The following is a 13,751-nucleotide window of genomic DNA, read 5'->3' as shown; positions in this document are numbered from 1 at the left end:
AGTTATATGAGTCAGGCGCTAAAAAATTTACTGACATTGTTAAATCTGGAAAAAATTGAGGAAGGACTCTTTCGCGGCCAGAGTGAAGATTTAGGTTTACGCCAGGTGTTTGGCGGCCAGGTCGTGGGTCAGGCCTTGTATGCTGCAAAAGAGACCGTCCCTGAAGAGCGGCTGGTACATTCGTTTCACAGCTACTTTCTTCGCCCAGGCGACAGTAAGAAGCCGATTATTTATGATGTCGAAACGTTGCGTGACGGTAACAGCTTCAGCGCCCGCCGGGTTGCTGCTATTCAAAACGGTAAACCGATTTTCTATATGACAGCCTCTTTCCAGGCACCAGAAGCGGGTTTCGAACATCAAAAAACAATGCCGTCCGCGCCAGCGCCTGATGGCCTGCCTTCGGAAACGCAAATCGCCCAATCGCTGGCGCACCTGCTGCCACCAGTGCTGAAAGATAAATTCATCTGCGATCGTCCGCTGGAAGTCCGTCCGGTGGAGTTTCATAACCCACTGAAAGGGCATGTCGCAGAACCGCATCGTCAGGTATGGATCCGCGCAAATGGTAGCGTGCCGGATGATCTGCGCGTTCATCAGTATCTGCTCGGTTACGCTTCTGACCTTAATTTCCTGCCGGTAGCTCTACAGCCGCACGGCATCGGTTTTCTCGAACCGGGGATTCAGATTGCCACCATTGACCATTCCATGTGGTTCCATCGCCCGTTTAATTTGAATGAATGGCTGCTGTATAGCGTGGAGAGCACCTCGGCGTCCAGCGCTCGCGGATTTGTGCGCGGTGAGTTTTATACCCAGGACGGCGTGCTGGTTGCCTCGACCGTTCAGGAAGGGGTAATGCGTAATCACAATTAAAAAAATAGCCGGAGGTGAAAACCGTCCGGCTGTTTTTTGCAGTGCTTATTACGCGTTATAGGCATTTTCGCCGTGGCTGTTGACGTCCAACCCTTCTCGCTCCTGTTCTTCCGGTACACGCAGACCAACCGTCAGATCCGCCAGTTTGTAGCCAATAAACGCCACCACACCGGACCAGACAATCGTAATGGCAATGCTTTCCAGCTGTACCAGCAACTGATGGCCCATCGTCACACCTTCAGCGAAGCCCACGCCGCCCAGCGAGCTGGCGGCAAAAATCCCGGTCATGATACAGCCGACAATGCCACAAACGCCGTGCACACCGAAAACATCGCAGGGATCATCCACCCGCAGCAAGCGTTTGAGCATGGTAACGCCCCACAAGCCTGCCAGACCAGCTACCACGCCGATAATCAACGCGCCGCCAACACCAATGTAGCCACAGGCAGGCGTCACGCCGACCAGACCGGCAATCGCGCCAGAACACGCCCCCAGCAGTGAAGGCTTACCGCGCAGCGCCCATTCACCGAAGATCCAGCCAAGAATTGCCGCCGCCGTTGCGACCACAGTATTCACAAATGCCAGTGCTGCAATTTCATTCGCCGTGCCCGCTGATCCGGCGTTAAAGCCAAACCAACCGATATAGAGAATGGCAGTACCGGTAAAGACCATCGGCAGGTTGTGCGGTTTAAACGCCTCTTTGCCGAAGCCCACGCGTTTGCCAATTAGATATGCGCCCACCAGACCAGCAATTGCGGCGTTAATGTGCACCACCGTGCCACCCGCAAAATCCAGCGCACCGTGAGAAGCCAGCAAACCACCGCCCCAGACCATATGCGCAATCGGAATGTAAGAGAGCGTCAGCCACACCACCACGAAAATCAGCACAGCTGAGAAGCGGATCCGTTCCGCCAGCGCCCCGACGATCAAGCCGACGGTAATGCAGGCAAACGATCCCTGAAACGCCACGTGGATATACTGATAAATGCTGCCCATCACCGCCGTCAGTTCGATGTTTTTCAGCATCAACCAGTTAATGTTACCGAAGAAGTTGTTGCCCTCACCAAACGCCAGCGAGTAGCCGTAAACCACCCAGAGAATACAGACCAGTGCAAACGTCACCGTCACCTGCGTCAGCATCGACAGCACGTTTTTGCCGCGAATTAACCCACCGTAAAACAGGGCAATCCCCGGAATAGTCATAAACAGCACCAGCGCAGTACAAATCATCATAAACGCATTGTCGGCTTTATCGGCCACCGCAGGTGCAGCCATTACCAGTCCCGGCAGCATCGCCAGTGAAGCAAGCCCAGTTTTTATCGTCGCTATCTTCATTTTTCGTTCCTGTTGCTGTGTGCCAGAGATTACAGCGCCGCTTCGTCGGCTTCGCCGGTACGAATACGAATGACGCGTTGCAATTCAGCGACGAAGATTTTGCCGTCGCCAATTTTTCCGGTGTAAGCCGCTTTGCTGACGATATCGATCACTTCATCGAGTTGGTCATCAGCAATCGCCACATCAATTTTTACTTTTGGCAGAAAGTTGACGCTGTATTCCGCCCCCCGGTACAGCTCGGCATGCCCTTTCTGACGCCCGAAACCTTTCACTTCGGTGACGGTCAGGCCCTGAATACCAATGGAAGATAACGCTTCACGAACGTCTTCCAGCTTGAATGGTTTGATTATCACGGTCACCAGCTTCATAGATCCCCTCCGGTCAGAATTCGGTAATGGTTCTGCTACACGAATAAGGTATTGCAAGCGGTGTGCCAGAAATGAAAAACGAGAAAGAGAGCAGGAAGTTAAGAAGATTGAAAACAAAAACGCACTATGACAGTGCACAGTGCGTTACATTTTTGCACCAACGATGAAATATTGCGCTATTCAGGCGCTCAATGATTCATCTTCACGCACGCTGGCTGCCAGCTCTTCGCCCGCAAGTTGCAGTTGATACATCTGCCAGTAGCGCCCCTGGGCGGCCAGCAGTTGCTGGTGAGTCCCCTGTTCCACAGCCTGACCACGATGAAGCACCAGAATGGTGTCAGCATCAACAATGGTCGATAAGCGGTGAGCAATCACCACAAGCGTAGTGTGTTCACGCACCGCCGCCAGTGCGTGTTGAATCGCCTGTTCAGTACCGGAGTCAATGCTGGCGGTGGCTTCATCGAGGATCAGGATTTGCGGCGTCTCCACCAGCACGCGCGCCAGTGCCAGCAGTTGCTTTTGCCCGACGGAGAGATTATTCCCCTGCTCGCCCAGCGGCGTATAAATACCATCGCTCATGCTGCGCGCCAACTCCGCCAGTTGCACAGTTTCCAGCGCCTGCCAGACGCGTTCTTCGGAGATATCACGTCCCAGCGTCACGTTGGCGAGGAATGTATCCGCCAGCACTACCGGATCTTGCTGCACCATTGCCACGCCCTGGCGCAGCGCGCTGTGACTTAGCGAACTTAATGGACGACCATCAAGGCGAATATCACCTTCCGTTAGCGGGTAATAGCCCATCAATAAACTGGCGAGGGTACTTTTACCACTGCCGGTATGCCCCACCAGCGCCACAAAGTTGCGCGAAGGCACCGAGAGATTAATGTTCTTCAGTACCAGATTGTCATCGCGATAAGCAAATGACACGTTATCGACTTCAATGTTGCCGCTCTGTAAGGGGCGATCATCATTGCCATATTGCTGGCGCGGTCCGTCCATCAGCTCAAACACGCGCTCACCAGCAACAACAGCCTGTTGCAGCATCGCCTGTTGCGTGGTCAGTTCGATTAAGGGTTCGTTAAGCCGCCCAAGATAGCTGATAAACGCATACAGTACGCCCACTTCAATGGTGCCGCTGGCAGAGAAGCCAAACAGCATCAACAAGCCACAAAGAATGAGCGAAGAAAAGAGACTCAGCAGCGGACGCAGCAGAAAACCGTCGAGGCGCAGGGTTTGCATCCTCGCCATATAGTGTGAACGACTGGCCTCACCCATACGTTCGCCAAATCGCGCCTGCTGACGGAACTGCTGGATGACGCTCATGCCATTGATGATTTCGTTAAAGCCGTCGTTGATATCTGCCAGATAGGCGCGCACACGACGGACAATCGGCGTGCTGTAACGCTGGTATATCACCATTACCACCAGCACCACCGGGAAAATCATTATCGCTACCAGCGCCATTCGCCAGTCGAGACTAAACATCGCCACCAGCATCGCACCCACCAGGGCGGCGCTACGCAGGACCGTTGCCACTACGGTAACGTAGAGGTCGCGGATCACTTCAGTATCATTGGTAACGCGGGAAATCACCTGCCCGACAGGCTGGGTATCAAACTCGCTTAATGGCTGGCGCAACGCGGCATCCATCACGTCGGTACGCAACTGTTGCACTACACCTACTGCCGCCCGATTAAACAGCAGCGACTGCGCGTAATGTAGCCCGGCGGCAAACAGTTGTAGCCCAACATACGCCGCAGCCAGCCCGGCAACCACTTTCAACGGCAGGTTATTTTTCGCTACCATATTGTCGATAAAATAGCTGATAAGCAGCGGCCCGCTGACTTCTGCCGCCGCCGCAACCCACATCATCAGGACCGCAATCCCCAACGGTTTACGCCACGGCGAACCGTACGCTAACAGGCGCTTGAGAGTCGGCCACCGTTGGCTAAAACTACGCATCGATGGCCTCCTCGCGAATTTCCGGAGCGTCGTCGAGCGCCGCCTCCAGTTGTTGATAGCGATACATATCGCGATACCAGCCGCTTTGTTGTGCCAGCACATCATGATTGCCACGCTGGGCGATATGTCCGTGCTGCATCACAATAATTTCACTGGCTTCCGTCAGTGCCGAAAGGCGATGGGCACTGATGATTACCGTCCTTCCCTGCCCCCACTGGCGCAGGTTATGCAGGATCTGGTGCTCTGTGCGTCCGTCCACCGCCGAAAGCGCATCATCAAGGATGAGGATTTCCGCGTTGACTAATAACGCACGAGCAATGGAAATACGCTGTTTTTGCCCGCCAGAAAGCATCACGCCGCGCTCGCCCACTTCTGTGTCGTAACCTTGCGGTAGACGCAAAATATCGTCATGTACGCTGGCTAACCGCGCGACATGCTCAATCTCTTGCTGTGTGGCATTCGGGCAACCCAGCGCGATGTTGTTCGCCACGGTGTCGGAAAAAAGGAATGGCGTCTGGCTGACCACCGCCAGGCGGCTACGCCAGCTATCGAGTTGTAACTTCGTCAGAGGAATATCATGAAAGCGGATATCTCCCTCACTGACGTCGAAATGACGCTGAATGAGCGACAACAGGGTACTTTTGCCGGAACCAGTCGGCCCGCAGATACCCAGCATCTGACCGGGTTTCAGGGCGAAATTGACGTTTTCCAGCGCAGGATGGTCAGTCTGCGGATACATAAACTGGCGAATATTTACATCCAGTTCACCACGACCTTCTGGCACGGGTTCGCTACCATCGTTCACCACCGGCGCTTCCGCCAGCATCGCGCGAATACGGCTGTACGCAGCACTACCACGCTCCACTATGTTAAACATCCATGCCAGCGCCAGCATCGGCCAAATCATCAGACCTAAATACATCATAAAACTGGTGAGCTGGCCCAGCGTTAAACTGCCCTGCACCACCATCCAACTACCGCCGCCAATCGCCAGCAAGTTCGCCATACCAATCGCGATATAGATGGTCGGGTCGAAACGAGCATCAATACGCGCCACCCGCATGTTTTTTTTGCCGGTATCTTCGGCATCCGCGGCAAATAACGCCGACTGGCGATCTTCCAGACCAAAGGCTTTGATCATGCGGATACTGGTGAGGCTTTCCTGGGTGCGGTCATTAAGACTGGAAAACGCCGCCTGTGCCAGCTTAAAGCGTTCATGCAAGGCATCGCCGTTACGCTTAATCATGATCGCCATCACTGGCATAGGTAACAGGGCAAATAAGGTCAACTGCCAGCTAATTTGCGTAGACATCATAATCAACACAGCGCAGCCCATCACCAGTGAATCCACCAGCGTCAGCACCCCTTCTCCGGCAGCAAACACGACCCGATCGACGTCATTGGTCGCACGAGCCATGAGGTCACCCGTGCGATGACGCAGGTAAAACTCAGGATGCTGCCGGCTTAGCTGACGGTAATAATCTTCACGCAGTTCAACAGCCAGTTGATAAGACGCGCCAAACAGCAATACGCGCCAGACGTAACGCAGGAGATAAACCACAACAGCAATCAGCACCATGGTGGCGATCCACATCAGGATCTGCCCGGTAGTAAAGTGTTGTTCTGTCACGCCATCGACAACAATACCAACCACTTTCGGCGGAACCAGTTGCAGCATCGCGATAATGACAAGCAAGGCAACAGCCCCGAGATAGCGACGCCATTCCCGACGGAAATACCAGCTTAATTGAGCAAATAATCGCACGCGTTGTGTCCTGACCTGATTCTGGATATTTATTCGATGGGTAAAGAAGTGGTGTATTTAATCTGTTCCATCGCGAAGCTGGAAGTGACGTCCGACAGCCCCGGCACGCTGTTTACCAGACGCTTATAAAACTCGTCGTAGCGTTTCATATCGGCAACCTGGACGCGCATCAGATAATCGTATTCCCCGGCCATGCGCCAGAACCCCAGCACTTCTGGCATTTCAGTAACCACCGTCACAAAGCGGCAATACCATTCGCTGCTGTGATGTTGCGTTTTTATCAGCACAAAGGCGGTCAGACCGAGGCCAATTTTTTCCGGGTCCAACAGGGCGACTTTGCCGATAAGGATACCGTCATCCTCCAACCGTTTCAGTCGCTTCCAGCAAGGCGTGGTTGTCAGATTAACGGCTTCAGCCAGTGCCTGCAAAGAGAGGGTGCAATCCTGCTGTAGTAAGGCCAGCAGCTTACGGTCAATTTTATCTAACATAACCCTTCCACAGAGAATTTTTTTCTCTTTTAATTCTATTTTAAAGGTGAAATCGCGACAATTTATTCTGTGCGGTTTAAACATCACGGCACAAAATGACAAATTCAACGCAAAAAAAACCGGGCAATTGCCCGGTGCTGGAAGGGATCTCGTTATTCGGGGGAATAAGGTAGATGTGGATAGTCCAGCCAGTGCGTCAAATAGTGAGAGACCGCCTGATTTCGGCAATGTCCAATCACCGGTAAATGAGGGAGCTCCGCGCGCAGTTGCGGCATCGCATTGCCCATAATAAAGCCGCTACCGACGCTGCCTAACATTTCGCGATCGTTCATCGCATCACCAAAGGCCATGCAATCGCGCAACGATAAACCTAAATGTTGGGTCAGCACCGTCAATGCAGCGCCTTTATTGCAGCCCAGCGGGAGCACTTCGAGGCAATCCGTCGCGGAAAAACACAAATGTGCACGCTCGCCTAATGCTTCGTGTAGTTGGATCTGCAAGCGTGTAAGATCGTCGTGATCGCCACAGAAGCAGATCTTGGTGACGCTGCCGAGTGGCATTTTTTTAACATCGATTATCTGATAACGAAAACCGCTATAGACAAATGCCTGCAACAATGCAGGGATCTCTTTTCCGGTAAACCAACCGTCGTCATTGAAGATATGCATGCTGGCTCGGGTATCCCATTGCTGATACAGCACCAGCTCTGCCACATCCGCAGGTAAATCATCACGATGTAAAAGTTCACCTTCCAGAGAATGCACGCGCGTTCCGTTGCCGGTAATCAAATACGCATCCAGCGATAGCGCCCCGAGAATATGCTGCATCTCCAGCGCATGACGACCTGTGGCGAAAGTGAGGGTAATGTCGCGTTCACGCAGTCGTGCCAAAGTAGAGAGTGTTTTCTCACCTAAATGATGGTCAGGCATCAATAAAGTGCCGTCCATATCAAATGCTGCCAGACGAGCCATTTCTTTCTCCACTCTGTGACACGGTTAATAGCGATTGAGTATCACCTGATATATACGGAAGTAATAGTGAATAGTTAAATAATATTGTTCCGGGTTTATATGCGACTGCTCAACCGTCTTAACCAGTATCAACGTCTGTGGCAACCTTCCGCCGGAAAGCCGCAAACCGTCACCGTCAGCGAACTGGCCGAACGCTGTTTTTGCAGCGAACGCCATGTTCGTACGCTGTTACGCCAGGCACAGGAGGCGGGATGGCTGGAGTGGCAGGCGCAGTCAGGACGCGGAAAGCGCGGTCAACTACGCTTTCTGGTCACGCCAGAATCGCTACGCAATGCGATGATGGAACAGGCGCTGGAAACCGGAAAGCAGCAAGATGTGCTGGAGCTGGCGCAACTGGCCCCAGGTGAGCTGCGGACCCTGTTACAGCCGTTTATGGGCGGACAATGGCAAAACGATACGCCCACGTTGCGTATTCCCTACTATCGCCCGCTCGAACCGCTACAACCGGGCTTTTTGCCCGGCCGTGCCGAGCAGCATCTCGCCGGACAGATATTTTCCGGCCTGACCCGCTTCGATAATAATACCCAGCGCCCGATTGGTGATTTAGCGCATCACTGGGAAACCTCTGCTGACGGGTTACGCTGGGACTTTTATCTTCGTTCAACCCTACACTGGCATAACGGCGATGCAGTAAAAGCCTCACACTTACACCAGCGGTTATTGATGCTGTTACAACTGCCAGCACTGGGTCAATTATTTATTAGCGTGAAGCGTATTGAAGTCACCCATCCGCAGTGTCTGACCTTCTTTTTACATCGCCCCGATCACTGGCTTGCGCACCGGCTGGCGAGCTACTGCAGCCATCTGGCGCATCCGCAATTCCCCCTGATCGGCACTGGTCCTTTTCGCTTAACACAATTCACAGCGGAACTGGTGCGCCTGGAGAGTCATGATTATTACCATTTACGTCATCCGCTGCTTAAAGCGGTTGAGTACTGGATAACTCCGCCGCTTTTCGAAAAAGATTTGGGAACCAGTTGTCGGCATCCCGTGCAAATCACTATCGGCAAACCTGAGGAGCTGCAACGGGTCAGCCAGGTCAGTAGTGGCATCAGTTTAGGTTTTTGCTATTTAACGTTGCGCAAAAGTCCCCGACTGTCCCTCTGGCAGGCGCGAAAAGTGATCTCCATTATTCATCAATCCGGTTTATTACAAACGTTAGAAGTCGGAGAAAACCTGATCACCGCCAGTCATGCATTACTGCCTGGCTGGACTATTCCACAATGGCAAGTACCGGATGAAGTCAAACTACCGAAAACCTTGACGCTGGTTTATCACCTACCGATAGAACTTCATACCATGGCAGAACGCCTACAGGCGACACTGGCCGCGGAAGGCTGTGAACTTACAATTATTTTTCATAACGCAAAAAACTGGGACGACACGACCCTACTGGCACACGCAGACCTCATGATGGGCGACAGGTTAATTGGCGAAGCGCCGGAATATACCCTGGAGCAATGGCTGCGATGCGATCCGCTGTGGCCACATGTTTTCGACGCTCCAGCATTTTCACATCTGCAATCGACACTGAACGCAGTGCAAGTAATGCCTGATGAGGAAAACCGATTTAATGCCCTGAAAACGGTCTTTAGCCAGTTAATGGCAGACGCGACACTGACGCCGCTGTTCAACTATCACTATCGCATTAGCGCTCCACCCGGCGTGAATGGTGTGCGACTGACTCCGCGCGGCTGGTTTGAATTTACCGAAGCCTGGCTTCCCGCACCGTCACAATGAATAGCTGGTCCGGGTTAATCGCAGGCGTTACCATAACGCTTTTATTGTTCAAGCAGGATTATCTATGAAACGTGCTGTCGTTGTGTTCAGTGGAGGCCAGGATTCCACCACCTGTCTGGTGCAGGCATTACAACAATATGATGAAGTCCATTGCGTGACGTTTGATTACGGTCAGCGACATCGCGCGGAAATCGACGTGGCACGCGAACTGGCGCTGAAACTGGGGGCACGCGCGCATAAGGTTCTTGATGTAACGCTGCTCAACGAGCTGGCGGTCAGCAGCCTGACACGTGACAGCATTCCAGTGCCAGATTATGAACCTGAAGCCGATGGCATCCCGAATACGTTTGTCCCAGGCCGTAATATTTTATTCCTGACGCTGGCGGCAATATATGCGTATCAGGTCAAAGCCGAAGCAGTGATTACCGGCGTCTGCGAAACGGATTTCTCCGGTTACCCGGATTGCCGCAATGAGTTTGTGAAAGCACTAAACCATGCCGTCAGTTTAGGCATGGCGAAAGATATTCGTTTTGAAACGCCGCTGATGTGGATTGATAAAGCGGAAACCTGGGCGCTGGCTGATTATTACGGCAAACTAGATTTAGTCCGTAACGAAACGTTGACCTGCTATAACGGCATTAAAGGCGACGGTTGCGGTCATTGTGCGGCGTGTAATTTACGCTCCAACGGTTTGCATCATTATCTGGCCGATAAACCGACGGTGATGGCAGCGATGAAGCAGAAAACCGGGTTGAAGTAATTATTCCGGGTGTCGCCGGATGCGGCTTGAGCATCCGGCACCACAAAACGTTTACTTAACCATCTGCTCCAGCTTTTCGCGCAATTCCCCTTCCAGAGCTAATGCTTTCTGCGTTTTAAGATCAATACAAACAAACGTAATAAGCGCATCCGCGACCACCTGCCCTTCCGGCTCCAGTGTAATGACCTGGCTTAAGATGCCGCTTTTACCGTTTAATTGCTGCAACTGACTGGTAATGGTTAACAGGTCGCTTAATACCGCCGGGCGACGATAGTTAATATTGATATTGACCACGACGAAGGCGATGTTATGGGCCGTCATCCACTGAAAACTGTCGCTATTTTCCAACCCATCCCAGCGGGCTTCTTCGAGAAACTCAAGGTAGCGGGCGTTGTTTACGTGCTGGTAAACGTCGAGATGATATCCACGAACTTTGATTTGTGTTTGCATAGCGCAATAACCTTACGTTGTTGTTATAAGAACTGTTATAAGTGCAGAGGTCATAACTGGTATGACCTCTTCAGTCTGGCAAAAATTTGCCACTATGCAAATTAATTACAGGGTTAATACCGCCAGATTACGTTCCACCAGCGAATTGCCCATCCCCGGCACCTGCTTGAGATCCTCCACCGTTTTAAACGGACCGTACTCTTCGCGATAACTGACAATCGCCTGCGCCTTCTTCAGGCCAACGCCATTCATCGCGCGGGCTAACTCTTCCGCGCTGGCATTATTAATGCTGACCCGGGTACCTTCTTCGTCACTGGCTTTAGTCGGTACTGCTGCTTTACTTTGTGCTGCAGGAGCTTCCGCTTTGGTTTCTACCGTTGTCGGTTTCGCCGCAGGAGCTGCCGCCAGCGCGCTATGAGACATTCCGGCACAGGCCAGGGACAGGGTAATGAGCAGTGCTTTAATTCCGTGTTTCATACTGTTTTCTCCTTGTTTGTTAACAGTGGAATCACCTTAACGGCAGTGAAAACAGGAAACAAATGGCAATGTTCAGAAATGGAAAAGGCCGCGAAAGCGACCTTTTCTTGTTACAGCTGCAAAGCATTTTTTTGCGAGGCGGCTTCAGGATTATTGCTGTTCCAGCGCATCGCCAATTTTGATTTTCGCCTCTTTACGCAGGTTACTCATCAGAGCTTCAAAGACGATTTGTGCGTTGTTCTGGGTGATACCCTGCACCATCGCTTTTTTCTGATCTTCCGGCATTGAACCTTGTTTCACTTCATCCAGCGCCAGCAGAACCACATTACCTTGCATATCGGTCGCCATACCGTAGCTCGGTTTGTCTTTCGCTGGCAGTGGCAGTGCAAACGCCGCCTGGCTAATCGGGTCACGACCGGAACGGCTTAAGGTTTTCGGCTCGCCAAATTTCAGACCGGCGGCCTGCATAGCTTCTGCACCTTTGCCGGCTTTCAAATCAACCAGCAGTTTTTCAGCATCCACTTTCGCCTGTTGTTCAGCTTTGTTGTGCTGAACCAGTGCCTTAACTTGTTCCTGAACATCTGCCAACGGTTTCACCGCTTCCGGTTTGTGCTCGCTGATGCGCAGCACGAATGCGCGGTCGCCGTCTACGGTGATGATGTCAGAGTTGATGCCCGGTGCGCCGTTTTCACCTACCAGACCGCCGTTAAAGATAGCGTCTGCAACCGGCTTAAAGTTCAACTCTTCCGGCAGGTTATCTTTGCTGAACCAACCCGTCTGAGTGGCTTTTACGCCCGCAGCTTGCTCTGCACCGGCCAGAGACTCGGTATCATTGCTTGCTGCATCGCTCACTTTCTGCTGCAGTGCGTAGTACGCATCGAGGGCTTTATCGTGTTTCACTTTCGCCACGACATCGTCACGCACTTCGTCTAACGACTTCACTTTCGCTGGCTGAATGTCGTCCAGACGTACAATCAGGAAACCGACCGAAGATTTGATGACACCAGAGAGTTGGCCTTTTTCTTTCAGACCAGCATTTTTCAGTTCGTCCGGGATAGTGGCATCTTCTAACCAACCCATATCGCCGCCGTTACGGGCAGAGATAATATCGGCAGATTTTTCTTTGGCTAACGCAGCAAAATCACCGCCTTTATTCAGCTCATCAAGTACCGCTTTCGCTTCATCTTCAGTTTTGGTCTGGATGATGCTGTAGCGGGTACGCTGCGGCTGGGTGAATTGATCCTGATGCTGATCGTAGTAGCTCTGGATATCCGCATCGCTAACCGGTTGCTGCATCGTTGCGGCATCCAGCTTGATGTAACTCACGCGGAATTGTTCCGGCGTCATGAAATTGTTTTTGTTTTGTTCGTAGTAGCTGGCAATTTCCTGTTCGGTCACAGGCTGCTTCGCCGCCAGCGCGTTAACATCGATAGTCGCTTCACGTACCACGCGTTGTTGAGCTACCAGTGCCGCCAGCTCGTCGGTTTCACCTTTCAGCATAAAATCGGTACCGGCAACGCCGTTAATCAGCTGTTGGGTAGTGAGCTGGTTACGTAGCGCCTGGGCGTACTGATCGGCGGTCATCCCCATCTGGTTGAGGATACCGTTATAGCGGCTGTTATCAAATTTGCCGTCAACCTGGAAGGCTGGGGTCGCGAAAATCGCCTGTTTAACCTGCTCATCACTGATACCCAGTTTCAGCTCACGAGCGTACTGATCCAGCAGCGCCTCGTCGATCAGACGATTCAGCACCTGTTGACGCAGGGTTTTCATATAGCCTTCGTTCGCTGCAAGCTCAGAGTATTGATCGCCCAGCTGTTGCTGCATGCGATTACGCTCGCTGTTGAAGGCGTTCTCGAACTGCCCACGGCTGATTTCCTGGTCATTCACTTTTGCGGCGTAGTTATTGCCTCCGCCAATCAGGTAACCACTCACGCCGGTCAATATGAACGACACGATAATGATACCGAAAATAATCTTGAGCACGAGACTGTTTGCAGCCGTGCGTAAGCTGTCCATCATGGTGTAACAACACTCCGCTGTAGATGACTGTGTACCTCACGCAACGTATCGATGCGCGCAAAGGCCTATTGTGACAAGAAACGGGGGCAATTGTCAGCCCACAAGACGCAGAAAGTCACCGAATACAAATAAAAAAGGCACATCAGTAGATGCGCCCTTGAACTTCGTCACATCCCCACTGGGGACAACGCTTAGTTTACCGCGTCTTTCAGTGCTTTACCTGCACGGAAGCTCGGTACTTTAGCGGCAGCGATGGTGATCTCTTTACCGGTCTGCGGGTTGCGGCCAGTACGGGCAGCACGCTCTTTAACGGCAAAAGTACCAAAACCTACCAGTGCTACATCATCCCCTTCTTTCAGAGATTCAGTTACGGAAGCAATAATAGCATCTAACGCACGGCCAGCCGCAGCTTTAGAGATATCAGCCCCTGCAGCAATCTTGTCGATCAATTGAGATTTATTCACTCTTCTCTTCCTCTTTATAATT

At 52.2% G+C, this 13,751-nt stretch carries 13 protein-coding genes; 3 read left to right on the top strand and 10 right to left on the bottom strand.

Annotated elements, in window-relative coordinates; translation table 11 throughout:
* The first annotated feature begins 6 nt into the window (after positions 1–6).
* Positions 7–867, top strand: a complete 861-nt coding sequence (gene tesB, locus HEN33_RS16300; protein WP_000075876.1) for an acyl-CoA thioesterase II — start codon at positions 7–9, stop codon at positions 865–867.
* A 48-nt stretch (positions 868–915) separates the two neighbouring features.
* Here tesB and amtB read toward each other — a convergent pair whose 3' ends face one another.
* The 6 genes from amtB to cof all read right to left on the bottom strand — a co-directional run bounded on the left by amtB (position 916) and on the right by cof (position 7,756).
* Positions 916–2,202, bottom strand: a complete 1,287-nt coding sequence (gene amtB, locus HEN33_RS16295) for an ammonium transporter AmtB (RefSeq protein WP_000685029.1) — start codon at positions 2,200–2,202, stop codon at positions 916–918.
* Positions 2,203–2,231: 29 nt separating this feature from the next.
* Positions 2,232–2,570, bottom strand: a complete 339-nt coding sequence (gene glnK / locus HEN33_RS16290; RefSeq protein WP_000780338.1) for a P-II family nitrogen regulator — start codon at positions 2,568–2,570, stop codon at positions 2,232–2,234.
* A 180-nt stretch (positions 2,571–2,750) separates the two neighbouring features.
* Positions 2,751–4,532: a SmdB family multidrug efflux ABC transporter permease/ATP-binding protein gene (locus tag HEN33_RS16285; RefSeq protein WP_176263579.1), complete on the bottom strand. Its 1,782-nt coding sequence runs from the start codon at positions 4,530–4,532 to the stop codon at positions 2,751–2,753.
* A complete protein-coding gene (locus tag HEN33_RS16280) occupies positions 4,525–6,297 on the bottom strand; it encodes a SmdA family multidrug ABC transporter permease/ATP-binding protein (protein WP_032183483.1) in 1,773 nt (590 codons plus the stop codon). Before HEN33_RS16280 ends, HEN33_RS16285 begins: the two co-directional genes overlap by 8 nt.
* A 29-nt stretch (positions 6,298–6,326) precedes the next feature.
* Positions 6,327–6,785 carry a DNA-binding transcriptional regulator DecR gene (gene decR, locus HEN33_RS16275; protein ID WP_000884589.1) on the bottom strand — a complete coding sequence of 153 codons (459 nt, stop codon included), beginning with the start codon at positions 6,783–6,785 and terminating at the stop codon, positions 6,327–6,329.
* A gap of 152 nt (positions 6,786–6,937) precedes the next feature.
* Positions 6,938–7,756 carry an HMP-PP phosphatase gene (cof, locus tag HEN33_RS16270; RefSeq protein ID WP_176263578.1) on the bottom strand — a complete coding sequence of 273 codons (819 nt, stop codon included), beginning with the start codon at positions 7,754–7,756 and terminating at the stop codon, positions 6,938–6,940.
* A 99-nt stretch (positions 7,757–7,855) separates the two neighbouring features.
* Between cof and HEN33_RS16265 the strand changes: the two genes are divergently transcribed.
* Both HEN33_RS16265 and queC read left to right on the top strand, forming a co-directional pair.
* On the top strand, positions 7,856–9,556 hold the full coding sequence (locus HEN33_RS16265) for an SgrR family transcriptional regulator (RefSeq protein WP_176263577.1): 1,701 nt from the start codon (positions 7,856–7,858) through the stop codon (positions 9,554–9,556).
* 64 nt (positions 9,557–9,620) lie between these two features.
* Positions 9,621–10,316: a 7-cyano-7-deazaguanine synthase QueC gene (gene queC / locus HEN33_RS16260; protein WP_176263576.1), complete on the top strand. Its 696-nt coding sequence runs from the start codon at positions 9,621–9,623 to the stop codon at positions 10,314–10,316.
* Between the two features lie 51 nt (positions 10,317–10,367).
* On the opposite strand, the gene fadM is transcribed toward queC, so the two are convergent.
* The 4 genes from fadM to hupB all read right to left on the bottom strand — a co-directional run bounded on the left by fadM (position 10,368) and on the right by hupB (position 13,747).
* Entirely contained in the window at positions 10,368–10,766 is a 399-nt protein-coding gene (gene fadM, locus HEN33_RS16255; protein WP_001194534.1) for a long-chain acyl-CoA thioesterase FadM, read from the bottom strand.
* Positions 10,767–10,871: 105 nt separating this feature from the next.
* Entirely contained in the window at positions 10,872–11,243 is a 372-nt protein-coding gene (locus tag HEN33_RS16250; protein WP_000680297.1) for a helix-hairpin-helix domain-containing protein, read from the bottom strand.
* A gap of 150 nt (positions 11,244–11,393) precedes the next feature.
* Entirely contained in the window at positions 11,394–13,265 is a 1,872-nt protein-coding gene (gene ppiD / locus HEN33_RS16245) for a peptidylprolyl isomerase (RefSeq protein WP_176263575.1), read from the bottom strand.
* Between the two features lie 191 nt (positions 13,266–13,456).
* Positions 13,457–13,747 (bottom strand): nucleoid-associated protein HU-beta, encoded by a 291-nt coding sequence (hupB, locus tag HEN33_RS16240; protein WP_254892905.1) that lies wholly within the window; start codon positions 13,745–13,747, stop codon positions 13,457–13,459.
* Positions 13,748–13,751: the final 4 nt, after the last annotated feature.

This window comes from Escherichia sp. 94.0001 (assembly GCF_013369155.2).
GTDB lineage: Bacteria > Pseudomonadota > Gammaproteobacteria > Enterobacterales > Enterobacteriaceae > Escherichia > Escherichia coli_F.
The sequence above is the reverse complement of the archived record's forward strand: the minus strand, read 5'-3'. Positions and strand labels throughout refer to the sequence as shown.

What these genes read in the sequence shown, in the direction of transcription:
- ppiD (WP_176263575.1), bottom strand. Translation starts at nt 13,265, where the DNA reads ATGATGGACAGCTTACGCACGGCTGCAAACAGTCTCGTGCTCAAGATT.
- glnK (WP_000780338.1), bottom strand. Translation starts at nt 2,570, where the DNA reads ATGAAGCTGGTGACCGTGATAATCAAACCATTCAAGCTGGAAGACGTT.
- HEN33_RS16265 (WP_176263577.1), top strand. Translation starts at nt 7,856, where the DNA reads ATGCGACTGCTCAACCGTCTTAACCAGTATCAACGTCTGTGGCAACCT.
- fadM (WP_001194534.1), bottom strand. Translation starts at nt 10,766, where the DNA reads ATGCAAACACAAATCAAAGTTCGTGGATATCATCTCGACGTTTACCAG.
- tesB (WP_000075876.1), top strand. Translation starts at nt 7, where the DNA reads ATGAGTCAGGCGCTAAAAAATTTACTGACATTGTTAAATCTGGAAAAA.
- amtB (WP_000685029.1), bottom strand. Translation starts at nt 2,202, where the DNA reads ATGAAGATAGCGACGATAAAAACTGGGCTTGCTTCACTGGCGATGCTG.
- queC (WP_176263576.1), top strand. Translation starts at nt 9,621, where the DNA reads ATGAAACGTGCTGTCGTTGTGTTCAGTGGAGGCCAGGATTCCACCACC.
- decR (WP_000884589.1), bottom strand. Translation starts at nt 6,785, where the DNA reads ATGTTAGATAAAATTGACCGTAAGCTGCTGGCCTTACTACAGCAGGAT.
- HEN33_RS16285 (WP_176263579.1), bottom strand. Translation starts at nt 4,532, where the DNA reads ATGCGTAGTTTTAGCCAACGGTGGCCGACTCTCAAGCGCCTGTTAGCG.
- HEN33_RS16250 (WP_000680297.1), bottom strand. Translation starts at nt 11,243, where the DNA reads ATGAAACACGGAATTAAAGCACTGCTCATTACCCTGTCCCTGGCCTGT.
- cof (WP_176263578.1), bottom strand. Translation starts at nt 7,756, where the DNA reads ATGGCTCGTCTGGCAGCATTTGATATGGACGGCACTTTATTGATGCCT.